This window comes from Crenothrix polyspora (assembly GCF_900163755.1).
Lineage (GTDB): Bacteria > Pseudomonadota > Gammaproteobacteria > Methylococcales > Methylomonadaceae > Crenothrix > Crenothrix polyspora.
In genome coordinates this window covers 10,895-34,917 of record NZ_FUKI01000028.1, presented here as the reverse complement: position 1 = coordinate 34,917, position 24,023 = coordinate 10,895, and the positions used below count along the sequence as shown (strand labels likewise).

Below are 24,023 nucleotides of genomic sequence, written 5' to 3'. Positions count from 1 at the left end.
ACAGGCTCAGCACGAACGGTGGTGGCGTTTAAGTTGTTCAAGTTATTTCATGCACGCTCCTAAACAATAAACTAACCCCCTTTTAAGGGCTCAGTCTATTGCCGTACGGGGCGCTTTCATCCCCGCTTTAAAGCGGCGGGGGTTTTCGCTCGTTTGGATAAAAAAGTGCTCTGATTGACAAGACCGTTCGTTTACCGATAATCTCTGTCGTCATCTATTACTCATAATTTCTGGTGTCAAAAAGATGTTTAGATATTGTCCGATTGCCATGTCCCGACCACTTCCCTTTGCAGTGAATGATATGGATTTTCTGCGCTGGTTTAAATCGCTCAACCTTGAGGACGAAGTGCAAAGCTGCGAACAGCTGTTACATATTTTGCTCACACTCAACAAAACGCCGGTAGCAGGAAAAACCCGTTTACTAATACTGGAAAAAATAGCACCCGTGCTTTTTCAATTAACGGCACGTATCACTACGCAACCGGTTATTAATCAAAACCTACACCCGTTTGATGCCGATGAAAATACCGTGTACGATTTCTCTATTTGGAGCTGCGTAGAATTGGCAAACAGCTACAAAATGTTAAGCATGGAAGAAGCCTTTAAGAAAAACACTTACTATTCACAACAACAAAAATCATTACTCATTACCCACGGCCTACAAGCTTTAAGCAAAGCATTGCTGTACATGAGTCAGCTTTACAATCGCCCTTACGCCAATTTTTGGTCTGATTGCTATCATTTTTATCGACTGGCGCACCATAAAGAAACCATAAAATACAGTGGCGAAAGTATCACCAATGCTTTCAAACATGTTTTAGTCTTTTATTTAAGCCATACCAATCAATTTTCACCGCAGGAAATGCGAGTCGTCTACGCGTTACTGGGGCAGTATTCCATACACGCCAAACTGTTAAAAAACGTACCCGAAAAAAAATTCAGAGGCACGCCGTGGGTGCATCTTAGACGTGATTTGCCACCCAGCAATCCAACCGATGACGTAGATAAAGATGATCCTTACGTGCTTTACACAGCAGCTGTCGATGTTGCCAGCAAAGTACTTGAAGCCGCTTACGATAAAGAATTAGAGCATTCTTATTTAGATCAGTTAATGTTATTACGCCTAGCAAAAGCACTGACATCTAACACACAGCGTAAACACGAAAGAGTGCCGGTAAACACACCGTGCATGGCCTTGATTAATTTCGAACATTTGATCGATTATTTGCGTAATCAGGCCTTGGAAAATGCCTACACAGCCAATGCCAAAGGCTATATCGACTTAAAAGCAACCGGCGCACTGCACCGCATTACTGCTAATATCGGTGCTGGCTATAATAGACAGCCAACAACGCCGCCTGAGCTTTCCGCTATTTTTAACACGACACGTCCTGCCGATACCCATGTCAAATTAATTGATAAAAGTAAAAATGGCTGCGGTGTCTTATGGCCCAACAAACGCATTAAACCCAAAGTAGGCAATATTATCGGTTTACAACAAAAGTCACTCAATATCGGCTTTATTCGTTGGTTATCGCAATCAGAAGAAAGCGATACCAAAATTGGCGTAGAATTATTGGGGATTAATGCCCAAGCCATAAAAATATCTAACGCAGGACAACCCGATACTGAAATCGATGCCATTTATTTGCCTAGAGAAGACAGCAATCGACAGCCTGAAAGCGTATTGGTATTAAATAATGGCTTCCATCCCGATGAATATATTTTTATTAAAAAAGAACACAGTAACAACCGATACCGCCAAATGCGCCAACTGCATTCAACCGAATTTTTAAATCGCTATCAAATTATTCAAGTCAACTAAACTGATAGTTATTATCGCCAAGATGTAAAGTGTTAAAGCGACCAATTTTATGCACCTCACATCACGCACTCGGCTTATATCTTAAAACAGAGCAACAATACGCACCACAGATTGGCGTGACCTAACAACTACAACATTGAATACAAGATGTTATTGCAATATGTTAACTCACGCCAATCTGGATTAAAACGCCCTTTCAAGGTTGATAGCAAACTTTGAAATAACGCAACACGCACTAAACTATCAATGTAATCCAAGTCATTACCACTATTCAAATCACGCTAAACCGATTGGAAGAAACCGTATGAACCTGAAAAAACACACGCCTTGTAAGCAACTTACCGCGCTGGGCTTTATTATCGCAGGCAATTTTATCGGTTGCGCGGCGCAGCAACCTGCTAAAAATCCTGCCGATCCATGGGAATCATGGAATCGCACGACATCATCTTTTAATAACGATGTCGATAAAGCGATCTTAAAACCGATGGCTAAGAGTTACAAAAACACCGCTCCTAAACCGATAAATACCGGTGTTACCAATTTTTTCAGTAATATAAGCGATATCGGTGTGTCTGTTAATGACTTGCTGCAACTTAAATTTTTGCAAAGCGGCATGGATGTTAGTCGTTTTGTCATTAATTCAACGGCGGGGCTAGGCGGTATTTTTGATGTGGCTTCCAAACTAAAATTGCCTAAGCATAACGAAGATTTTGGCCAAACTTTAGGTTTTTGGGGGGTGCCCTCCGGCTCTTACACGGTATTGCCATTTTTTGGTGCCAGCTCACCGCGCGATGCCGTCGGTTTAGTGGGTGACGCGCTATTAAACCCCTTAACCTATGTGTCGATGTTTGGCGGCGTAGCGGCCAGTGCAGCTACCACAGGCACAACCGTGTTAGATGTAACCGACACCCGATCAGATTTGATGTCGACTGAAAAAATTGTCGATGAAGGTGCTATTGATCGTTACGATTTTATTAAAAATGCCTATACACAACACCGTGAATATTTAATTCATGACGGCAGCCCACCCACCGCAGACGGTGATGATTTATTAGCCGACCAACCTGATACGAATAGCACAGACACGGGTATTGCCAGTACGCAAACGCTTGATCCCAGTAATAGCTCAGGGGGGCTAGGTTATAGTAGCGACGGTATTCCTGTTATAGACAATTCTAAAAAATTACCGCCGATTATCAACGCCCCCGTTCCTATTATTGACAACTCCAAACGTTTTTTGGAATTGTCTGCACCGGATTAAGCCTTATGCCCAATACAGACTATCCCGATGATTGGTACGCTATTGATACAACAATTTATCATCGCTCAGTAAAAATGATCAGCGCAGTCACCAAATTGCTCAGCGTCAAAATAAAAATTCACGGTGATAGCCAGGTACAAGAAGGCGATATTTTTTTATTTAATCATTTTGCCCGCTTTGAAACCTTTATCCCGCAATTTTTAATTTTTGAACAAACCGGAGCTTACAGTTGCGCCGTCGCTTCCAGTGAGTTTTTTAAAGACGATAGCTTATTGGCCAGTTATCTGCAAAAAGTAGGCGCACTGCCCCACGATCACCCGCGATTATTTTCTTTACTGGCAGCGCACATACTGCGCGGCCACAAAGTCATCATTTTTCCTGAAGGCGGCATGGTTAAAGACCACAGGGTGCTGGATCACCAAGGACAATACAATATCTACTCGCGCATCTCCGGCGAAAGACGCAAACAACATACCGGAGCCGCTGTTCTGGCACAGGGTTTAGAAATTTTTAAAGCCGCGATACGCAAAACTTACAACGCTAAAAACCATGCTCAACTGGCACGCTGGCAAGAACACCTTAAACTCGACAGTGTCGATCAATTATTAATTAATGCCTTAAAACCCACGCGCATTATCCCCGCCAATATTACCTTTTACCCGATTCAAACCTCCAAAAACTGGCTGTCCACTGGGGTTGAGTTATTTACAAATAACCTGAGTTTTCGCCAAACTGAAGAATTGCTGGTTGAAGGCAATATTCTGCTCAAAAATACCGATATGGATATCCGTATGGGGCAACCCATTGACCCTTGTATTACATCAACCTGGTGGTCGCGCCAGCTACTGCAAGCCACAACAGCCGATTTTGACAGTCTCGATGCCGTATTTGCCATCAATGCCAGCCCTAAAAATTGTCAGCAGCACCTGCTGGGGTTATATCTTAAAAGCAACGCTATCAATATTCGTAATCAGTACATGCAGGCAATTTACACCAATGTCACTGTTAATTTAAGCCACCTTGCCGCTACGCTGATCATGCACTGCATCGAAAATGGTCGCAACACAATTTCTCGTAGCGATTTTTTAACCGCACTGTACATAGCGGTTAAACACTTACAGCACAACACCCATATTAACTTGCACCGCAGCCTGCTTAATCCACTGGATTATAACGATTTAATCACCGGAACCAGTACACGCTTCCAACATTTTATCCACGCCGCCCAAGACAGCGAACTGCTTATTGAGCATGCTGACAGCTATCAATTCTTACCCAAGCTTTTGCAAGAACAAGATTTCGACAGCATCCGACTGGAAAATCTGATTGCTGTTTACGACAACGAAGTAGAGCCGATTACAGCGGTTCGCGACACTATTATCAGCGCGTTAGCACAATGCCACACGTTTGATAAAAAACAACTGGCGGCGTGGTATTTTGAAGATGAATGCCGCGATTTAATCTGGGAATATCACGCCTACCGAAAAAGCCAATACAATGATATTAACAGCCAAGAAACCGCCGAAGCCGACCCCTCACCTTTTTTACTGACCCCAGAAAGCAGTAACAGCGTAGGGGTACTGCTAATACATGGCCTGCTTGCCAGCCCTGCCGAATTAAAAGATTATGGCAACCATTTGGTACAACAGGGGTATACGGTTATGGGAGTACGCTTAAAAGGCCACGGCTCTTCACCCTACGCCTTGCGCCAACAAACCTTTGAAGACTGGTATGCTTCTGTGTTGAGAGGTTTTGATATTTTAAGCGCACATTGCCCGCAGATTTTCGTCAGTGGCTTTTCTACCGGCGGTGCATTAGCCTTAAAACTCGCGGCTGAAAAACGGCCACAAATTATCGGCGTGTGTGCCAGCGCAGTGCCGGTTAAATTTGTTAATCCCGCGTTTATGCTAGTGCCGTTATTACACAGCGCCAATACATTGATTGACTGGCTTTCATCCTATGAAGGTATCAAACCATTTATCGAAAACGGTTCTGAGCACCCTTTAATCAATTACCGCCATATGCCCGTTAAAAGTTTATATGAATTACGACGGCTTATCGAAGCCATGAATGCCTGTTTGGCAGATATCGACATACCGGTATTAATCGTTCAGGCAGATAACGATCCAGTTGTCGCCTTTAAAAGCGCTACCGATATAATGGATAAACTCACCACTGTCCAAAAACAACTCGTGGTCATCAACACCCATCGTCACGGTATTTTAATGGACAATATCGGTGGCACTTGGGATGCCATACGCACTTTTATGTGTAGTTGTCAGCCGGTTACAACTTGTCTAACCGCTTCTGCCGATTACGCCACAGCGCACGTAAGCGATAAAACCACTGTAACGTCGTTAAAGCAGCCGCTTTAATATAAGGCCGCGCAGTGTTTATCACGCGTTTAATACACGGTATCATTAACGCAATACCCTGCATCAGCATCTTTAAACTTTGCTGAGCGAGCCTTCGTAATACCGTCACATCAACCGGTCTGTCCTGTATTTTGCCGCGCCGATGTAACCAACGCAGCACACCACTGACATATAAAAAGCACAGTCCAAAGCCCGATAAAAACCAAATAAACCGAGCTTTAGAACCTAATGCCTCACCGGTATGCAACGGCCAAATCCAGGTTAACGCGGTTTCACCTGCTGAAAATTGGTAGGGATCACGCACCTCACGGGTCTGTCCACTCCAGCGATCTACCCACACTGTAGTAAACGGGTGGCGCTGATTAACCTCGCCCGGTTGCCGTAAATTAATTCGGTAAATACCGCTATCACCCGTAGGGGTAGTAACACGTCTTAACGTGGAACGCGGAAAACTACCACGGGCAATAAACTCAGCCGATTCTATGCCCGTTGGATGATCGTTCGGGTTCGCGGTGCTGGCAATACTGCGTCCGGTTTCACCATGTGCCATACCAGAAGTACCCACCAGCTTTTCTAAAAACTCAGGATAACTCAGCATAACGCCGGTTAAAGCCAACACTATCAGCACCGGTGCAATCAGTACGCCGGTGAGTCGATGCACATCAAACAACAGTTTTATTACGCCCGTTCGGTAATTGACCTTTAATGCCGAAACAATATTTTTATAACCTGGCCACCACAGGCAAAGCCCACTGCACACCGACAATATTAATAACACACCTAAAATACCTACCGTATTCCAACCAAAACGGTTCATTAATAGCTGCGTGTGTAAATCTAGTAACCACGTCGTCAGGGTTGCGCCCCAAAATCGACTGCTAACCACTTCCGCCGTATACGGATTTACCGATACCATCAGCGGTGCGTATAATTCAAAAAAAGTCTCAGTTGGTTTATCGTACCAAACTGTCATCATACTGTGTGGTGAGCGAGGCATTTCCAGCGTCCACGAACCATAGCGTTTAGGATGTGCATTTCGTACCGAGGCCATAATACGATCTAATGATTGCCATTCACCCTGTGGATGCGCAATAACCAGTTGCGGATTAAAAAAATCGTCGATATCTTCTCGATACACACTGAGACTGCCGGTTAATCCTACTAATACAAAAAATAAGCCAGCGGATAATGCTAGCCACAAATGCGCTTTCAACCAAATGAGCCGCATCGGAAAACGTTGAACAAAGCTTTGCATGACAGTATTTTGGATTAAAATAACCATTATCCCACACCCAAACTGAAATTTACCAAGCAGTCTTGGGGTAACAACCCTGAGGTAAACACATCGTTATGGCAGCTACACTCACCACCACTGACCACAGCCGCGATATTGCCGGTTTAAAATACATTTATCCGGTCATCTCACGGCGAGCGGGCGGCTTATCCATTGGCATTAATTTTAATACCAACAACGCCTGTAACTGGCGCTGCGTGTATTGCCAAGTACCTGATCTTAAACGCGGCAGCGCACCCGACATGGATTTTGCCTTACTAGAAGCAGAATTACGCTTTTTTTTAAACGACGTACTGCACGGGGATTTTTACACGCGTTTTAACATAGCTGTTTCACAACGCGTTATCAAAGACATCGCAATCTCTGGTAACGGCGAACCCACATCGTTACCAGACTTTAACAAAGCGGTAGCGTTAATTGGCAAAATAGCAACCGAGCAAAATATATTGCCGCAAAGCAATTTTGTGCTTATTACCAATGGTAGCTTAGTGCATTTACCTAGCGTGCAACAAGGCTTAAAAAGCTTACATCGCTACGGCGGTGAAGTCTGGTTTAAATTTGATAGCGCTACTGACATAGGCCGCGCACGCCTTAATAATTGCGCTCAAAGCTGGCAAAGCAGTTTAAAAAATCTAATACTATCCGCCAGTATCTGCCCTACCAAATTACAAACCTGTTTAGTCGATTATGACAATCAAGGGTTTTCTGAACAAGAACAAACGGCCTTTTTAAACTTGCTCACCCGCATTAAACAAAACAGCAAAGTCACCACTATAATGCTATACACACTTGCCAGAACATCTTTACAAGCTGAAGCGAATCTTCTAAAAAAATTATCGCCAGATCAACTCCGTGCCTTTGCTTTAAAAATCAGATTATTAGGCTACACTGTGACTATTAGCGACTAAACATGGGGCACAGTGTTAAATTTAACACTTGTTGTCATACCTATATTACCGCTATAATGGCAGGTTCAACATAAGTGCGAATGTGGCGGAATTGGTAGACGCGCTGGATTTAGGTTCCAGTAGGTAACCCTGCGAGAGTTCGAGTCTCTCCATTCGCACCACTTATTTACTAAAATTAGCTACACTTTAGTTGGCTAACTTTTCAGGTCTTTTGAGCCGCACCCGTATTCCGTAAAATTCATCGTAACTTATTTGAGGTAAAGAAATGCAAGTTTCTGTCGAAAAGACATCAGAATTAGGCATAAAAATGACTGTTAGCGTGCCCGCAGCCGTTGTTCAGCAAAAAATGGCAGCACGTTTACAATCATTGGCAAGCAAAGTCAAAATTGATGGTTTTCGCCCTGGTAAAGTACCTCAGCAAGTCGTCAAAAAAATGTACGGCGCACAAATACGCACAGAAGTGGCCGAAGAATTACTCAAATCCACTTACCCTGAAGCCCTGAAGCAACAAGACATCATGCCGGTTGATTACCCCGTGATTGAGTTCTTAAATGATGCAGAAGGTTTAACCTACACCGCCGCTTTTGAAGTATCGCCTAACGTATCTCTGGATGCTTTAGATACGTTAGAAGTTACCCGCCCTATTGCATCGGTACAAGAAACCGACGTTGACATCATGATCGAAAAATTAAAGTTCATGCGTCAAACCTGGCAACTAGTCGACCGTGCCGCCAAATCAGGCGATCGCGTTAGCATTAGCTTTTCAGCGACACTGGATGACGGCAGCTTTAGCACCGGCAGAATTGATAAAAACGACAGTGGCGCTGATTTCAGCGTGGTTATTGGTACCCAACAAATGATTGCTGGTTTCGAAGAAAACCTGCTCGACCTTAAAACCGGTGACAATAAAACCTTCCCATTAAACTTTCCTGATGACTACCCAAACGCTAACTTAGCAGGTAAGCCGGCGCAATTTACAGTTGATGTCATTAAAGTTGAAGAAACTTCGGCATTGCCTGAAATTGATGACGAATTTGTAAAAGCCTACGGCCTTGAAGGCGGTACAGTAGAATCTTTCCGTGATGACGTAAAAGTCACAATGGAAAGAGAACTGGAACAAGCCCTAAAAGATCAATTTAAGGCCGCTGTACTTAGCAGCTTGTACACAACAGTACAACTGCCGTTGCCTAAAGCCCTGATTGACGAAGAAATCAATAATTTGGCCAAGCCTTATTTGGAAAATGCCAAAAAACAAAAAATCAGCATGGAAGAGCTAAATCTTCCGCGTGAAATATTTGAAGATACCGCCAAAACCCGCGTGGCTTTATCATTGATTTTACGTAAAATCATTGAACAACAAAATATCCAACTGGACGAAACGAAAGTACGCACGGTTGTAAACAATATGGCACAAAGTTTTGAAAGACCGGAAGAAGTCGTTGAATATTATTATGCCGACACCAAGCGCATGAATGACATTCACCAAATGGTTTTAGAAGAACAAACAGTGGAATGGTTGGCTGCACATGCGACAATAGTCGATCAGTCGTTAAGTTTCAGTGAAATCATGGACAAACAACAACGTTAGGAGCGCGCATGAATAAGCACCAGCTAATCAATCAAATGATGTCTCCTCAAGCAGCTGGCGGCCTGGTGCCTATGGTTGTTGAGCAAAGTGCTCGCGGCGAACGCGCTTACGACATATACTCGCGCTTGTTAAAAGAGCGCGTTATTTTTATGGTAGGCCAGGTTGAAGACTACATGGCCAATCTAATTGTCGCTCAATTGTTGTTTTTGGAATCAGAAAACCCTGATAAAGACATTCATTTATATATCAACTCACCCGGCGGCTCAGTAACCGCTGGCATGTCAATTTATGACACCATGCAGTTTATTAAACCCGATGTCAGCACCATGTGTATTGGCCAAGCTGCCAGCATGGGGGCGTTATTGTTAACAGGTGGCGCGGCGGGCAAACGTTATTGTTTACCACACTCCAGAATGATGATTCACCAACCGTTAGGTGGCTATCAAGGCCAAGCCTCCGATATCGACATTCACGCGCGAGAAATTTTGTTAATCAGAGATAAATTAAACAAAATTTTATCGACACATACCGGCCAACCCATCGAAAAAATTCAACAAGATACCGACAGAGATAATTTCCTAAGCGCCACCGATTCTGTAAACTACGGTCTTATCGACAAAGTGTTAACCAGCAGGGAAACCATTTAGGTCAGCATGGCTGAGATACTTAATAGTAGTATTTTTAAGCATTTCGGCCTATTGTTATCACAAGGAAAGTCTACATATCACATTGATGTTTTTAAGGGGTTCGCGTTATGAGTAATGACAAAAAAGGCAAAGACGAGGAGAAACTTTTGTACTGTTCATTTTGCGGCAAAAGTCAACATGAAGTCAGAAAGCTAATTGCAGGGCCTTCGGTCTATGTGTGCGATGAATGTGTCGAGCTCTGTAATGACATCATCAAAGACGAATTGCAAGAAAAATCCAGCTTCGGTGGCGATGCCCTGCCTAAGCCCAAAGAAATCAAGGAAGAGCTTGATGCCTACGTTATTGGCCAAGATCGTGCTAAAAAAATGTTGGCAGTTGCCGTGTATAACCACTATAAACGCTTGCGCAGCAAATCCAAGAAAGATGGTGTTGAGCTGGCAAAAAGCAACATCTTGCTCATAGGCCCGACCGGCTCCGGTAAAACCTTACTGGCAGAAACTTTAGCACGGCTGCTCGACGTGCCGTTTACCATTGCCGATGCCACCACATTAACCGAAGCGGGTTACGTGGGCGAGGACGTGGAAAATATCATCCAAAAAATTCTGCAAAAATGTGATTATAATATCGAAAAAGCCGAAACCGGCATCGTCTATATTGACGAAATCGATAAAATATCCCGAAAATCCGATAACCCTTCAATTACCCGCGATGTTTCAGGTGAAGGTGTACAACAGGCATTATTAAAACTAATTGAAGGCACAATTGCGTCTGTGCCACCTGCCGGCGGCCGTAAACACCCGCAAGGCGAATTTTTGCAAGTTAATACAGCCAATATTCTGTTTATTGTCGGGGGGGCGTTTGCAGGCCTGGATAAAGTCATTAAAGCCCGTTCGGAAAAAGGCGGTATCGGTTTTTCTGCCGAAGTTAAAACCAAAGATGATTCTAAAAATGTCGGGCAATTATTTGCTGAAGTCGAATCTGAAGACTTAATCAAATACGGCTTAATCCCTGAGTTTGTCGGTCGTTTGCCAGTGGTCGCCACTTTAGATGAGCTGGATGAAGTCGCGCTAATTAAAATATTAACCGAACCTAAAAATGCCCTCATTAAGCAATATCAGCATTTATTCGATATGGAAGGCGCTGAATTAGAATTCCGTGAAGACTCTTTAGGTGCAATAGCGCGTAAAGCAATGGAAAGAAAAACCGGTGCACGCGGCTTACGTACCATTGTGGAAAATGTATTATTAAATACCATGTACGAACTACCTTCAGCGGACAACATTAGCAAAGTAGTGGTTGATGAAGCGGTTATTTTAGGTCATTCAGAACCTTATCTGGTGTATGAAACCGAAATTCAAAAATCCGTTGCTGAATCGTAAAGCTGTAACTGAATTAAGTAATTAAATGCAACCCCATCAGATTGCAATAATCTGATGGGGTTGCATGTTTCCCACGTATACCAACCCGAAAAACACAGCGCTTTACCCCAAAATCACTGCGATGCCGCAACGTCAATATAGGTATTTATACGGATTGCTAGATCAACGCGCTTAACTGATCATAGTAACATCTGCTCTGTTTATAGTTTAATATACTTAACCAACTACATTAAACACTTAAGCGTTGTCGTAACCCAGTGAGTGCTCACGTTAAGAGCCATTATTTAGCTTAGCTCTCCTACTTTAATACCTGATTAAAAAGCTCTAAATTGATAGCCATGCTTGCTATTTTAATTAGCGCCCCCATAATCTTGTAATTCAAGAACACTGTCCCAAAGGCTCCAGTTATGGAAATACATGCAATGACACAAACTGAAACTTTAATTCCGGTTTTGCCGCTGAGAGATGTCGTGGTATACCCGCACATGGTCATCCCGTTATTTGTTGGCCGCGAAAAATCCATTGAAGCGCTGGATACTGCGATGGAAAACAATAAACAAATTGTGCTCGTCGCGCAACGAGAAGCCGAAATTGATGATCCTGAATTTGACGATTTATACGATGTCGGTACATTAGCTAATATTCTGCAACTACTTAAACTCCCTGACGGTACAGTCAAAGTACTGGTAGAAGGCATTGAGCGCAGCCAAATTATTCGCTACCAAGAAACCGGCAACTTTTTCTCCGCTGCGGTAACCCCCATTGAAGATTTCTTGCATCTGTCTAATCAAGAGCAAGACGTGTTGCAGCGCACGGTGATTAATTCATTTGATCAATACATTAAGCTCAACAATAAAATTCCGCCCGAAGTATTGAGTTCACTCAATGGTATTGATGAGCCTAGCCGCCTAGCAGACACTATTGCTGCACACATGCCCTTAAAAGTACAAGAAAAACAGGCGATACTGGAAACGGCTAACATTGAAATGCGTCTTGAAGATTTAATGACGCTCATGGAAGGCGAAGTTGACTTATTGGAAATGGAAAAAAAAATCCGTGTCCGCGTCAAACAGCAAATGGAAAAAAATCAGCGTGAATACTATTTGAATGAGCAAATGAAAGCCATTCAAAAAGAATTAGGCGATATGGATGACGTGCCCAATGAAATAGAAGAGCTGGAATATAAAATTGAAATGGCGGGCATGTCTAAAGAAGCCAAAACCAAAGCCACCACTGAACTTAATAAGCTCAAACTGATGTCGCCGATGTCGGCAGAAGCGACCGTGGTACGTAATTACATTGACTGGATGGTCAATGTACCGTGGAAAAAGAAAACCAAGGTTCGTCATGATTTAAAAGTTGCTGAACAAGTGCTGGATGAAGAGCATTATGGCTTGGAGAAAGTCAAAGAGCGCATTTTAGAATACCTGGCTGTGCAACAACGCGTTAAACAACTGAAAGGACCTATCTTGTGTCTGGTTGGACCTCCAGGCGTAGGTAAGACCTCACTGGGCGAATCCATTGCCAGAGCCACTAATCGCAAATATGTGCGTATGGCATTGGGCGGTGTCCGTGATGAAGCGGAAATTCGTGGCCATCGGCGTACTTATATTGGTTCGATGCCCGGCAAAATTTTACAAAATCTGTCCAAGATAAAAACCCGTAATCCAATGTTTTTATTGGATGAAATCGACAAAATGGCCGCCGACTTTCGCGGCGACCCCGCCTCAGCACTGCTTGAAGTATTAGACCCTGAACAAAATCATACTTTTTCAGACCATTATCTGGAAGTTGATTTTGACTTGTCTGATGTCATGTTTGTTGCGACAGCAAATACGCTGAACATTCCACCTGCCTTGTTGGATAGAATGGAAGTCATTCGTCTGGCAGGTTACACAGAAGATGAAAAAATCAATATTGCGCTGCGCTATCTCGTCCCTAAACAAATTAAAAATAACGGTCTTGAAATAAACGAAATTGAAATCTCAGAAGCAACTGTCAGAGATATGATTCGCTATTATTCAAGAGAAGCAGGGGTACGTAGTCTTGAGCGTGACATTTCTAAAATTTGCCGCAAAGTTGTTAAAGCACTGTTATTAAAACCCAGTAAAAGCAAGGTATTGCTGACTCCAGAAAACTTAGGCGAATACCTAGGCGTTCGGCGCTATAGCTACGGACTTGCTGAAGAAAAAGATCAAATTGGCCAAGTAACTGGTCTTGCCTGGACGGAAGTTGGTGGTGAACTATTAACCATTGAAACGGCGGTTATCCCCGGCAAAGGCAAGCATTCCGCGACAGGAAAACTAGGCGATGTAATGAAAGAATCCATTGAGGCGGCAATGACGGTGGTAAGAAGCCGCTCAGAAATTTTGGGTATCGATAATGACATCTTCCAAAAAAATGATATTCATATCCATGTTCCAGAAGGTGCTACGCCGAAAGATGGCCCAAGCGCCGGTATAGGCATGTGTACCGCCATTATTTCTGCGCTAACCAAGATACCCGTACGTGCTAACGTGGCCATGACGGGAGAGATCACCTTGCGGGGTGAGGTGCTGCCCATTGGTGGTTTGAAAGAAAAACTCTTGGCAGCGCACAGAGGCGGCATTACCACCGTTCTAATCCCTGCTGATAACGAAAAAGATTTGATTGATATTCCGGAAAATATCAAACAGAATCTAACCATCAAGCCGGTACATTGGATAGATGAAGTGCTAGAAGTAGCCTTGCAGTACATGCCGATTCCTACCGTCAAAATTGAAGCTATCGACCAACCGCAAAATGAAACTGATTCGGTTAAATTAAGCAAATCAGTATTGACAGCGCACTGAGTTTAATCCATCGCCAGGCTCAAACTACCCGTGTTTGAGCCTGGATGCACTTAAATGTTTATTAATAAATAACCTACCGCAAAAACAACGTGAGCTAAAATAATAACATATCTATTTTTTAACTAAAAAATGTTAAATTTACCGATAAAATAATATTTTAATTTACAAATATATATAAATATCGCGATTAATCGCCACTCTATGCCTGTAATTACTATTTTCTGTGGCTTCATTTAATTAAGTATAATCAGCTACTGCCTTAAGTTGTTGAACGAAATCAAACACCGTTAAAATCAATCTACAGCGATTTACGACATTTAAATAAAGCATATATTTTATTCGCTTTATTTCAGCCTTTATTGAGCTACAATGCAGGATCAACAAAAGTCAAAATTTTTGTTGTTTTTTATCTATCCCATAAAAATAGCGGTCTCTAGCGGGTTAAAACTTGACAGACAACAAAGGCTATTGATATAAATACCACTGTTTCTTGTGTTTCAGGGCATCGTACATAGGAATTGCTCGTGTTTTGCTGAATACACACAAATTGACTTCCTAAGGGGGAATAATGAATAAATCGGAACTTATTGACGCTATTGCAGAGTCTGCTGGCTTAACAAAAACAGATGCGGGACGTGCTTTAGATGGCTTTATTAATGCCGTTACTACAGCGCTAAGCGATGCTGAACCTAGCAAGCGCTCCGTGGCATTAGTGGGCTTTGGCACCTTTACCGTAAAGGAAAGAGCAGAGCGTAAAGGTCGTAATCCACAGTCCGGAGAAGAAATAATTATCAAAGCAGCAAAAATAGCTTCATTTAAAGCTGGTAAATCTTTAAAAGATGCTGTAAACTAGTCTCATTAGTCGGGTGCTTAGCTCAGCTGGGAGAGCATCGCCCTTACAAGGCGAGGGTCGGGGGTTCGAACCCCTCAGCACCCACCAGACTTTTTGGAGCGGTAGTTCAGTTGGTTAGAATACCGGCCTGTCACGCCGGTGGTCGCGGGTTCGAGCCCCGTCCGCTCCGCCAAATTTAAAAGCCCCGCACCGTATGGTGCGGGGCTTTTTTTTTAATCTGGTTTTCGCTTTATATTTTTTAAGTTATTGCTTCGGAATAAGAATTATGCTGACAACAATGAGAGAAAAAGCGCAAGGTACTTTCGCAAAAGGCATGCTAGTGGCTATTTGTGGCACTTTTGCCTTGTGGGGTATTCAAAATTACATGGGTGGCGGCTCAGAACCCCCCGTTGTATCAATCGGTGGCAAGGATTTTTTCCAGCGCGATGTTAATAAAGCTTACGAAAAATACCGCCAAAATTTTCAAGGAATGAACGTTGACGAGACCTCGTTAAAAAAACAAGCACTCGATAAATTAATCAAAGATGAAGTTTTATTACAATACGTCCATGCCGAAGACTTGGCTGTCACTGATGCTAGCGTAAAAACCTTCATCAAAACCCTGCCTTATTTTCAAACTAATGGTAAATTTGACGACCAACAGTACAAAAAACTGTTAAGTTCGCAAAAAATGTCCTCAGCACAATTTACCGGTGAAATAAAAAATGCCCTGCTTATGGAACAATTCCAGCATAGCATTACCGAAAGTAGTTTCGCAACACCTTACGATGTCGAAGGCTTTTTTAAAATCCATAATCAACTGCGTGACGTAAGCTATCTCACGATTACACCACAAAAACCCACCGAGCAACCTTCGGACGACGAAGTTACTCAGTATTATCAACAACACCAAGATGCTTACAAGGTTCCAGAACAAGTTTCGGTAGAATACGTGGAATTAACCAGTGACGAAATGGCTAAGACCATTGTGGTTACCGATGACAAAATAAAAGCCTTCTATGACGAACAAATAGATCAATACACCACACCAGAGCGTAGAAAAATCAGTCATATTTTATTTGCTATCAACAGCAAACAAGATGAAAAAACCGCTTTAACAAAAGCCGCCGCCAGTCAAGAAGCGCTAAAAGCCAAAGACTTTGCTGTGTTAGCAACCGAAATTTCTGATGATAAAAAATCTGCAACCGAAGGCGGCGATTTAGGCTTTTTTAACACCGGTGACTTAGAAAAAACTATTGAAGATGCCGCCAAATTATTAAAAAAGGGCGAGGTTTCTAAACCCATCAAATCTGCGTTTGGTTACCATTTAATTAAACTAACCGAATTGGAAGCCGCTGTTATAAAACCTTACGACAGCGTAAAAGCCGATGTCACTAAAGCTTACCAAAAAATACAATCGGAAGATGCTTTCTTTAAAGCAGGCGAAACCTTAACAGAGGTCAGCTACCAAAATCCTGACAGCCTACAAGCTGCCGCTGATGCCTTAAAACTCCCCATTAAAAAATCAACCTTATTTACCAAAGATAAAGGCGACGGTATTGCCGCTGACGAAAAAATCCGCACAATGGCGTTTTCTGAAGAAGTACTGCAAGGCAATAACAGCACACCGGTTGAAATCAGCGCTGATCGTATCGCGGTGCTGCATAAATTGGATCATAAACCCAGTACTACACGCGAATTAAAAGATGTAAAATCTGAAGTGATTGCCGCTATATTTATTAATAAAGCCAAGCAACAAGCCACTGATACTGCACAAAAAATTAAAGAGCGTTTATTAACAGGAACAAACATCGAAGCCATTGCTGCCGAAAATAAATTGACCGTACAAAAGTTACCTGGCTTTTCACGCAACAATACAACTGTCCCAGAATTACTGAATCAAGCGGTATTTAAAGCAGCCAAGCCACTGGCAGGCAAAGCGACAGCAATCCTGGTAACCTTACCTACTGGCGAAAATATTGTTGCCAGTATCACAAAAGTTACTGACGGCGTAATGAGCGAAGATGACAAGAAAAAAATGGAATTAGCCACCAAAAATATCGCCAAAGCAATAGGCCAAAATGAATTTGAAGCTGTTTTGGGTAGTTTGCAAGCCGATACAGACGTAGCTATTGCTACACCAAAACCGATTGCGCCGTAGTTATAAAGCCCGCCATTTAAACACGCAAGGGGATTTTTTCCTTGCGTGTCACTGCCCCAATAATCACTTATAGCACTACATTTTGTTAAGCTTAATTGCTCGCTGTGCTTTAGAGGTGGATTTCGAGTAAAAAAACCACATCTATTTAAGAAAATTTAAATCACTCAATTTATTGACAACACACCCTCACAACAGAGACAACAGCAATTCAGCTCAATCGACTCTGCCTGATCGCCCAAGCCACATCCACCGCCTGCCGATTTTCCTTAACATCATGTACCCGAAAAACCCTAACCCCCGCCATCACGCCTAAAGCTGTCGTCACCGCTGTCGCTGTTACCAACTGCATAGGCTCGGACACATTACAAAGAGACCCCATAAAACGCTTACGACTTGTCCCCAACAACACGGGGAAACCCAATACCACCAAACTGTTCAAATTCGCCAACAAAGCTAAATTATCCTGCTTACGCTTACCAAAGCCAATGCCAGGATCAATTATAATATTGTTCGGTTTAATACCCACCGCCAACGCGGCATCAATCTTGGCCTTTAAACCATCAACCACTTCTTGCACCACGTTGTCATAATGCGGGTTATCTTGCATGGTTTGCGGCAACCCCTGCCGGTGCATCAAAATAATCGGCACTTGCAATTGTGCCGCCAGCGATAATATTGATACATCATCATCGCCTGCCGAAATATCATTGATAATATTAGCCCCCGCCAGCAACGCCGCCTTAGCCACACAGCTTAACGTAGTATCCACACTAATCAATACCGTAATACCACGCTGACGAATCGCAGTAATAACCGGCACAATACGCTGAATTTGTTCTTCAACCGGCACAGACACCGCACCTGGACGCGTCGATTCGCCGCCAATATCGATAATATCTGCACCTTCCGCCAGCATCCGCTCAACTTGCTGCACCGCATTATCAACTTTTAAAAACTGGCCACCATCGGAAAAACTATCAGGAGTGACATTCAATATGCCCATAATGAGCGGTTTTTCAAAGCCTTCAAACATGCGTATAGACCTCACTGCGTTGCAATCCCTTGATTCAGGTATAATGGTTGTCTCTTTTTAACAGCCACCGTGTAATGAAAAAACCGCGATTAGCTTGGGCAATCACCGGCTCAGGTCATTATATAGAAGAATGCCTGGCTTTTCTCCTAACCCTGGACGACGTTGACCTGTACATCAGCCAAGCGGGTGAAGAAGTGATTAAAATGTACGGGGTTGACCTTAGCGAGGTGCGTGCCAAAATGCCGATTTTCCGCGACAAAACTGCCTCATCACCGCCCGTTGGCCACTTTTACAAAGGCTATTATCATACTTTTGTGATGGCACCTGCCACCTCCAACACTATCGCCAAATGCGTGTTAGGCATTGCCGACAACCTGGTCACTAACCTGTATTCACAGGCTGGAAAATGCAAAGTACCCAGCATCGTCTACCCGTGCGACATTGCCCCCGAAATGGAAACCACCGCACCTGGCGGCAAAGTCATGGTCTATCCGCGCAAAATTGATCTGGAAGGCACTGATAAAATTCGCACGTTTGAATACACCACCGTGGTCGAAAGTGTCGAGCAATTGATCACCGCTGTGAATACACGTTTAAAATCGTTACCATGAGCGAACACGTCCTGTTTTTAACCGGCAAACTGGCCGAAAAACAACTGCGTAATATCCTGGAAAAAATCCAGCCGGAATTCACTTACACCGTGCATCAGCTGGGCGTAAAAGTGGCCGCCTTAATGACCACCGACATGATTGCACGGCGCTTGACCGATACTTTCGCCGCCACCCGCATCATATTGCCTGGGCGCTGCCGTGGCGATATTGCCGCCTTATCACAACAGCTCAATATACCGGTAGAACGCGGCCCCGAAGAGCTGAAAGATTTGCCAATGTATTTTGGCAAAGCCGCGCATAAGTATGACTTAAGCCAGTACAGCGTCAAAATCTTTGCCGAAATTGTCGATGCCCCCAATATCAGCGTCGAAGCCATCGTTGAGAAAGCCCTGTATTATCGGCGCAACGGCGCGGATGTCATCGACATAGGTTGCTTGCCCAGCACCGATTTTCCGCACCTTGAAGATGCCATCCGCACCTTAAAGCAGGAGGGCTTTACCGTCAGCATAGATTCCCTGGATGACGCTGACTTGCTCAAAGGCGGCAAAGCCGGCGCGGATTACATGCTCAGCTTGCACGAAGACAGCCTGTGGATCGCCGATGAAATCGCCGCCACGCCAATTTTAATCCCCAAAAAACACGAAGATTTGGCCTCGTTAAACCGCGCGATTGCCATCATGCAGGCCAAAAACCGCGCTTTTATTGTTGATCCTATCCTCGATCCGATCCATTTTGGCTTTACCCAATCCATCGTCCGTTACCATCAGGTGCGCCAGCAACACCCCGACATCAATATGATGCTGGGCGTGGGCAATATTACCGAACTCACCCATGCCGATACCGTGGGCATAAACACGCTGTTAATGGGCATCTGTTCAGAACTGAATATCAACAATATTTTAGCGACCGAAGTCAGCAAACACGCCTGCCGTGCCATTAAAGAAGCCGATGTGGCACGGCGCATTATGCACGCAGCCAAGGAGCAAAATACCTTGCCCAAGCACATCGATGCCGGTTTAATGGCCTTGCACGAAGCCGCACCCTTCCCGTATGCGTTTAACGAAATTAAGGAACTGGCCGTACAAATTACCGATCCTAGCTTTCGTATCCAGATCAGCCAGGAAGGCGTGCATATTTTTAACCGCGATGGCTTGCACAGCGCCACCGACCCGTTTGATCTGTACCCGCATTTAAACGTTAAAGACGACGGCGGCCATGCCTTTTATTTAGGCGTGGAACTGGCACGCGCCGAAATTGCTTGGCAATTAGGCAAACGTTTTAACCAGGATCAGCCCTTACACTGGGGCTGCGCAACCGATAGCACTGAACAAACTGTTGACCTACACGCCTTTAAACCGGCGGGAAGCACCTTAAAAAAACCATGATACAAGAAACCATAGTCACCACACAAAATCAGGCTGGCGTTGTGCATATTGCGCCAATGGGCATACACATCACAGCCGATGAATTTATTATCCTGCCGTTTAAACCCTCCACCACACTGGATAACCTGTTAGAAACTAACGTCGCTGTACTTAATTACTGCACCGACGTGCGGGTATTTGCCGGTTGCTTAACCGGTCGACGCGATTGGCCCGTTAAAGATGCCGAACGCATCACCGGCAAAGTATTGTCTTGTGCCTTGGCACATACCGAAGTTAAAGTGATTCACATTGAAGAAGACAATCTTCGCCCCAAACTTTATTGTAAATCGGTGCATACGGTTAACCATGCACCATTTACCGGCTTTAACCGCGCCCAATATGCAGTATTGGAAGCGGCGATTTTGGTCAGCCGATTGCATAGACTGCCTATGGAAAAGATTGCTGCTGAGCTGGCTTATTTGCAAATCGCTGTCGATAAAACCGCAGGTGATGCAGAAAAAGAAGCCTGGGGCTGGTTAATGGCCACGGTCGCCAACTACAAAGCGGCGTTAATCGTATGACCAAAATGCTCGCCAGCGTCAATAGCGTGGAAGAGGCGCTGTTTGTGTTACAGGAAAACGTGGATATTATCGACCTTAAGCAACCCGCGTTGGGCGCGTTGGGTGCGTTGGAACTGGCTGTGGTACGCGAAATTGTCGCTACAATTGCCAAACGTAAGCCGGTGAGTGCAACCATCGGCGATTTGCCCATGCACGCCAGACTTATTTTTAACGCAGTACAGGCAATGGCAGAAACTGGCGTGGATTATATTAAGCTGGGCTTTTTTCCTGCTGATAATTGGCAATCGATTATTGATCAATTAGCCACATTGACCGAAAATAGTGCTTTAATCGCGGTATTATTTGCCGACCAACAGCCCGATATGACAATTATACCGGCACTAAAACAAGCTGGATTTACCGGTGTCATGCTGGATACAATGAACAAAAAATCAGGCTCGTTAAACCAGGTGATGACTGCTGATGAAATTCATCACTTCATTGACCAAGCAAAACAACAACACCTGTTGTGCGGACTGGCGGGATCGTTATCATTGCAAAGTATTCCTGACTTACGCCAATACCAAGCGAATTATCTGGGTTTTAGAGGCGCGTTGTGTAATCAACATATTAGAACTGGACAACTTAACCAGTATGCTATTAAACAAATAAAACTAGCCCTAAACCGCTGTTGATGGTGAATTAATGCCGAGCAGTTTCTCAATAAGCCATATATTAAAATATCTGTTATTAATCAGCTTAATAGCAGGGGCTTATTTTGTTTTTGGCTTGCTCGGATTTTTGCTTAAAGTTCCGCCCAGCAACTTAGGTGCTATTTGGCCACCGGCCGGCATCGCTTTAGCGGCTATCTTACTGGCCGGTAATAAAATATGGCCCAGCATTATTATGGGGCACATTGGCATTATCATCTGGCAACTGGGTACTAACAACCTTGCGTTCAATACAGCATTAGTGAGCAGTTTTGGTGCTTGTCTGTGTGCGTTAAGCAATGCATTTGCTGTTCGCCGCGTTCTTGGTTTTCCTAATCCGTTAACAACTGATAAAAATATTTTATTGTTTATGTTGTTAGCAGCAGTCAGCTGCGTTATACCCGCAACAATCAACACAATATACCTGCACCTAACCAACCAGATAAATCTGCTTAACATCCCCATAAATTGGCTCAGCTATTGGATGAAAGACAGCTTGGGTGTTTATCTGTTCACGCCATTCACATTGATTATTTTTGCCGAACCGCAGTCTGTTTGGCTAAAGCGCCGCTATTCTGTTGGTTTGCCCCTGATTGTTACTCTGGCATTGATTGTTGTGTTCTTTTTTTACGTACGCAAAATTGAATATCAGCAACACCGACAACAACTTAAAGATCAATCTATGACCTTATTTGAAGCCCTCAAAGGACAAATTGAAGGCACTGCACACGCTATTAATGCAACCCGATTCTTTATTAACAGCACCAAGGAACTCGATGATAACAGTTTTTCGTTATTTACTAAAAACACGCTGTCTTCGTATAAAGCAATAGACACAATAAGCTGGCTAATTTACCCAGAATCAAAGACGGGGGTTATTAAATTCACTTCTGCAATCCATAAATACAACACAGAACACACTGACAAAAAAATCTCTACTGAAAATTTTTTAGACTTGATCAAAAATAATACGATTTTAGCTGAAGATAGCATGCATATTTCCGCAAAAAATAATCTTATTATTTTTATTAACCCTGTTTTTTCGATAAAATCCGACGTTAAAAAATTACTCGGTATATTGGCATGCACGCTTTCAATTCAAGAACTTATCAATGCGGCACACACACATCTTGATGTCGAAAATTTATTTTTCACCATCAGTGTTTTTAATCCGACATTAACTGAGCAAACTCTGGTTTATTCAAACATAAAAGACAACCAAGCCGAGGTATATCAAAAATACCATTTAATGGTGGCCGGCCATCAACACTGGCAAATCAATTTTTACCATGATTGGCGCAGCGAACAATCCTCTAATCATTGGACAATGTGGGCTGTTTTACTGAGTGGATTAATTTTTACCTGTCTTTTAGGCGTAGGATTATTAATGCTAACCGGGCGGCATTTTCGCTCCGAATCTATTATCGAAGAACGCACCGCCGCTTTATTACAAGCCAAAAATACCGCAGAAAAAGCCAATCAGGCTAAGAGCCAATTCCTAGCAAAAATCAGTCATGAGTTACGCACACCTTTAAATGGTATTCTTGGCTTTTCACAGTTATTACAAAATAAATCTTCGTTAGCTGCCGAAGATAAAAAACAAATCAATATTATCAAACAATGCGGCGACAGCTTGTTATTACTGATTACCGATATTCTTGATATTGCTTCAATTGAATCCAAACAAATCAAAAAAGAAATCAGCGATTTTAATTTTGAAACCCTATTGGCCAATATTATCGCCATGTTTAAGTTACAACTTGAAGAAAAAAAACTCAAATTAAGCATCCGTAACACTATTATTCCGCATTCTTTTCAAGGCGATCAGAAACACATACAACAAGTCATTATTAATCTACTTAACAATGCTATTAAATACACCGACCAAGGTAAGATAACCATTAACTTTAATTATCAAAATGGTAATTTAAATATTTCTATTGAGGATACCGGTTGCGGCATCGCTCAAAAAGATCTGCAACAAATTTTTTCACCTTTTGTACAAATCAACGCGCCATCCTTGGTTAAAGAAGGCGTGGGTTTAGGTCTGGCTATTACCAGAGAATTAGTAACGCTGATGAATGGCAAACTATTGGTTACCAGCAAGCCGGGTATCGGCAGTGTGTTTTCTGTGACCTTGCCACTGTCTATCAGCGATAAAATAGCGCCACCCATGCCACAACAAGCCATTATTAAATCAGATGCACCCACGTCAAAACGCATTTTGATTGCAGATGATAATGAAATCAACTTGCTACTGCTACGCAATATGCTAGAACTGCAAAACTGTAGCGTAGACTCTGCTGTTAATGGCCGAGAAGCCTTGCAATTAATTAAAAATACCAACTATCAAATGGCGTTTATTGATCTCAACATGCCGGTTATGACCGGCTTGCAACTGATAAAAATACTGCGTAGTCGACATAATCCCTTAAAAATAGCGGCTATCAGTGCCTACGCCGATCAAGATAAAATCAACGAAGCCTTGGATGCAGGTTTTGATGACTACTTAACTAAACCCATAGATGTCAATCAGCTCAATAGCTTAATACGCTCTCTCTCCACGACCAAAAAACCGCACTAACCCATCCCCCTGTTTCTCAATGATTAGAAAACAAGTTACTGTTAATTTTGTGTTATTCTA

Annotated in this window: 17 protein-coding genes and 3 tRNA genes; 18 read left to right on the top strand and 2 right to left on the bottom strand. The window is 43.2% G+C overall.

Features of this window, described 5'->3' with window-relative positions; translation table 11 throughout:
• The first annotated feature begins 268 nt into the window (after window positions 1-268).
• The 3 genes from CRENPOLYSF2_RS02045 to CRENPOLYSF2_RS02035 all read left to right on the top strand — a co-directional run bounded on the left by CRENPOLYSF2_RS02045 (window position 269) and on the right by CRENPOLYSF2_RS02035 (window position 5,461).
• The gene (locus tag CRENPOLYSF2_RS02045; protein WP_176371001.1) at window positions 269-1,825 is read left to right on the top strand and encodes a hypothetical protein; all 1,557 of its coding nucleotides are present in this window, start codon (window positions 269-271) and stop codon (window positions 1,823-1,825) included.
• A 304-nt stretch (window positions 1,826-2,129) separates the two neighbouring features.
• Window positions 2,130-3,086 (top strand): MlaA family lipoprotein, encoded by a 957-nt coding sequence (locus tag CRENPOLYSF2_RS02040; protein ID WP_087142301.1) that lies wholly within the window; start codon window positions 2,130-2,132, stop codon window positions 3,084-3,086.
• A 5-nt stretch (window positions 3,087-3,091) separates the two neighbouring features.
• Window positions 3,092-5,461: an alpha/beta fold hydrolase gene (locus CRENPOLYSF2_RS02035; RefSeq protein ID WP_087142300.1), complete on the top strand. Its 2,370-nt coding sequence runs from the start codon at window positions 3,092-3,094 to the stop codon at window positions 5,459-5,461.
• Here the strand turns inward: CRENPOLYSF2_RS02035 and CRENPOLYSF2_RS02030 are convergent.
• Window positions 5,373-6,743, bottom strand: a complete 1,371-nt coding sequence (locus CRENPOLYSF2_RS02030; RefSeq protein WP_087142299.1) for a PepSY-associated TM helix domain-containing protein — start codon at window positions 6,741-6,743, stop codon at window positions 5,373-5,375. The genes CRENPOLYSF2_RS02035 and CRENPOLYSF2_RS02030 overlap by 89 nt on opposite strands.
• Window positions 6,744-6,811: 68 nt before the next feature.
• On the opposite strand from CRENPOLYSF2_RS02030, the gene CRENPOLYSF2_RS02025 reads away from it, so the two are divergent.
• The 10 genes from CRENPOLYSF2_RS02025 to CRENPOLYSF2_RS01980 all read left to right on the top strand — a co-directional run bounded on the left by CRENPOLYSF2_RS02025 (window position 6,812) and on the right by CRENPOLYSF2_RS01980 (window position 17,101).
• Window positions 6,812-7,663, top strand: a complete 852-nt coding sequence (locus tag CRENPOLYSF2_RS02025) for a radical SAM protein (RefSeq protein WP_087142298.1) — start codon at window positions 6,812-6,814, stop codon at window positions 7,661-7,663.
• 76 nt (window positions 7,664-7,739) lie between these two features.
• Window positions 7,740-7,824, top strand: a tRNA-Leu gene (locus CRENPOLYSF2_RS02020).
• 104 nt (window positions 7,825-7,928) lie between these two features.
• Window positions 7,929-9,251, top strand: a complete 1,323-nt coding sequence (tig, locus tag CRENPOLYSF2_RS02015; protein WP_087142297.1) for a trigger factor — start codon at window positions 7,929-7,931, stop codon at window positions 9,249-9,251.
• A gap of 8 nt (window positions 9,252-9,259) precedes the next feature.
• The gene (gene clpP / locus CRENPOLYSF2_RS02010; protein ID WP_272867678.1) at window positions 9,260-9,898 is read left to right on the top strand and encodes an ATP-dependent Clp endopeptidase proteolytic subunit ClpP; all 639 of its coding nucleotides are present in this window, start codon (window positions 9,260-9,262) and stop codon (window positions 9,896-9,898) included.
• 107 nt (window positions 9,899-10,005) lie between these two features.
• Window positions 10,006-11,277 (top strand): ATP-dependent Clp protease ATP-binding subunit ClpX, encoded by a 1,272-nt coding sequence (clpX, locus tag CRENPOLYSF2_RS02005; RefSeq protein WP_087142296.1) that lies wholly within the window; start codon window positions 10,006-10,008, stop codon window positions 11,275-11,277.
• Window positions 11,278-11,684: 407 nt separating this feature from the next.
• On the top strand, window positions 11,685-14,108 hold the full coding sequence (lon, locus tag CRENPOLYSF2_RS02000) for an endopeptidase La (protein WP_087142295.1): 2,424 nt from the start codon (window positions 11,685-11,687) through the stop codon (window positions 14,106-14,108).
• 568 nt (window positions 14,109-14,676) lie between these two features.
• Complete coding sequence (locus tag CRENPOLYSF2_RS01995) at window positions 14,677-14,961, top strand: HU family DNA-binding protein (RefSeq protein WP_087142294.1); 285 nt, start codon at window positions 14,677-14,679, stop codon at window positions 14,959-14,961.
• A gap of 11 nt (window positions 14,962-14,972) precedes the next feature.
• A tRNA-Val gene (locus tag CRENPOLYSF2_RS01990) sits at window positions 14,973-15,048 on the top strand.
• 8 nt (window positions 15,049-15,056) lie between these two features.
• Window positions 15,057-15,133 (top strand) — tRNA-Asp (locus CRENPOLYSF2_RS01985).
• 93 nt (window positions 15,134-15,226) lie between these two features.
• Entirely contained in the window at window positions 15,227-17,101 is a 1,875-nt protein-coding gene (locus tag CRENPOLYSF2_RS01980; protein ID WP_087142293.1) for a SurA N-terminal domain-containing protein, read from the top strand.
• A 208-nt stretch (window positions 17,102-17,309) separates the two neighbouring features.
• Here the strand turns inward: CRENPOLYSF2_RS01980 and folP are convergent, their stop codons facing one another.
• Window positions 17,310-18,134: a dihydropteroate synthase gene (gene folP / locus CRENPOLYSF2_RS01975; RefSeq protein ID WP_087142292.1), complete on the bottom strand. Its 825-nt coding sequence runs from the start codon at window positions 18,132-18,134 to the stop codon at window positions 17,310-17,312.
• Window positions 18,135-18,208: 74 nt separating this feature from the next.
• Between folP and CRENPOLYSF2_RS01970 the strand changes: the two genes are divergently transcribed.
• The 5 genes from CRENPOLYSF2_RS01970 to CRENPOLYSF2_RS01950 are packed head-to-tail and all read left to right on the top strand — an operon-like array spanning window position 18,209 to window position 23,963.
• Window positions 18,209-18,745, top strand: a complete 537-nt coding sequence (locus CRENPOLYSF2_RS01970; RefSeq protein WP_087142291.1) for a flavoprotein — start codon at window positions 18,209-18,211, stop codon at window positions 18,743-18,745.
• Complete coding sequence (locus CRENPOLYSF2_RS01965) at window positions 18,742-20,130, top strand: DUF6513 domain-containing protein (RefSeq protein ID WP_087142290.1); 1,389 nt, start codon at window positions 18,742-18,744, stop codon at window positions 20,128-20,130. Before CRENPOLYSF2_RS01970 ends, CRENPOLYSF2_RS01965 begins: the two co-directional genes overlap by 4 nt.
• Window positions 20,127-20,690, top strand: a complete 564-nt coding sequence (locus CRENPOLYSF2_RS01960) for a DUF447 domain-containing protein (protein ID WP_087142289.1) — start codon at window positions 20,127-20,129, stop codon at window positions 20,688-20,690. Before CRENPOLYSF2_RS01965 ends, CRENPOLYSF2_RS01960 begins: the two co-directional genes overlap by 4 nt.
• Window positions 20,687-21,364, top strand: a complete 678-nt coding sequence (locus tag CRENPOLYSF2_RS01955) for a (5-formylfuran-3-yl)methyl phosphate synthase (protein ID WP_087142288.1) — start codon at window positions 20,687-20,689, stop codon at window positions 21,362-21,364. The genes CRENPOLYSF2_RS01960 and CRENPOLYSF2_RS01955 overlap by 4 nt, the downstream gene beginning before the upstream one ends.
• 10 nt (window positions 21,365-21,374) lie before the next feature.
• Window positions 21,375-23,963, top strand: coding sequence for an ATP-binding protein (locus CRENPOLYSF2_RS01950; RefSeq protein WP_087142287.1), 2,589 nt, complete (start codon window positions 21,375-21,377; stop codon window positions 23,961-23,963).
• The last annotated feature ends 60 nt before the right edge of the window (window positions 23,964-24,023 follow it).

Coding starts and splice junctions, on each gene's coding strand:
- CRENPOLYSF2_RS02045 (WP_176371001.1), top strand. CDS start 269: ATGTCCCGACCACTTCCCTTTGCAGTGAATGATATGGATTTTCTGCGC.
- CRENPOLYSF2_RS02040 (WP_087142301.1), top strand. CDS start 2,130: ATGAACCTGAAAAAACACACGCCTTGTAAGCAACTTACCGCGCTGGGC.
- CRENPOLYSF2_RS02035 (WP_087142300.1), top strand. CDS start 3,092: ATGCCCAATACAGACTATCCCGATGATTGGTACGCTATTGATACAACA.
- CRENPOLYSF2_RS02030 (WP_087142299.1), bottom strand. CDS start 6,743: ATGGTTATTTTAATCCAAAATACTGTCATGCAAAGCTTTGTTCAACGT.
- CRENPOLYSF2_RS02025 (WP_087142298.1), top strand. CDS start 6,812: ATGGCAGCTACACTCACCACCACTGACCACAGCCGCGATATTGCCGGT.
- tig (WP_087142297.1), top strand. CDS start 7,929: ATGCAAGTTTCTGTCGAAAAGACATCAGAATTAGGCATAAAAATGACT.
- clpP (WP_272867678.1), top strand. CDS start 9,260: ATGAATAAGCACCAGCTAATCAATCAAATGATGTCTCCTCAAGCAGCT.
- clpX (WP_087142296.1), top strand. CDS start 10,006: ATGAGTAATGACAAAAAAGGCAAAGACGAGGAGAAACTTTTGTACTGT.
- lon (WP_087142295.1), top strand. CDS start 11,685: ATGGAAATACATGCAATGACACAAACTGAAACTTTAATTCCGGTTTTG.
- CRENPOLYSF2_RS01995 (WP_087142294.1), top strand. CDS start 14,677: ATGAATAAATCGGAACTTATTGACGCTATTGCAGAGTCTGCTGGCTTA.
- CRENPOLYSF2_RS01980 (WP_087142293.1), top strand. CDS start 15,227: ATGCTGACAACAATGAGAGAAAAAGCGCAAGGTACTTTCGCAAAAGGC.
- folP (WP_087142292.1), bottom strand. CDS start 18,134: ATGTTTGAAGGCTTTGAAAAACCGCTCATTATGGGCATATTGAATGTC.
- CRENPOLYSF2_RS01970 (WP_087142291.1), top strand. CDS start 18,209: ATGAAAAAACCGCGATTAGCTTGGGCAATCACCGGCTCAGGTCATTAT.
- CRENPOLYSF2_RS01965 (WP_087142290.1), top strand. CDS start 18,742: ATGAGCGAACACGTCCTGTTTTTAACCGGCAAACTGGCCGAAAAACAA.
- CRENPOLYSF2_RS01960 (WP_087142289.1), top strand. CDS start 20,127: ATGATACAAGAAACCATAGTCACCACACAAAATCAGGCTGGCGTTGTG.
- CRENPOLYSF2_RS01955 (WP_087142288.1), top strand. CDS start 20,687: ATGACCAAAATGCTCGCCAGCGTCAATAGCGTGGAAGAGGCGCTGTTT.
- CRENPOLYSF2_RS01950 (WP_087142287.1), top strand. CDS start 21,375: ATGCCGAGCAGTTTCTCAATAAGCCATATATTAAAATATCTGTTATTA.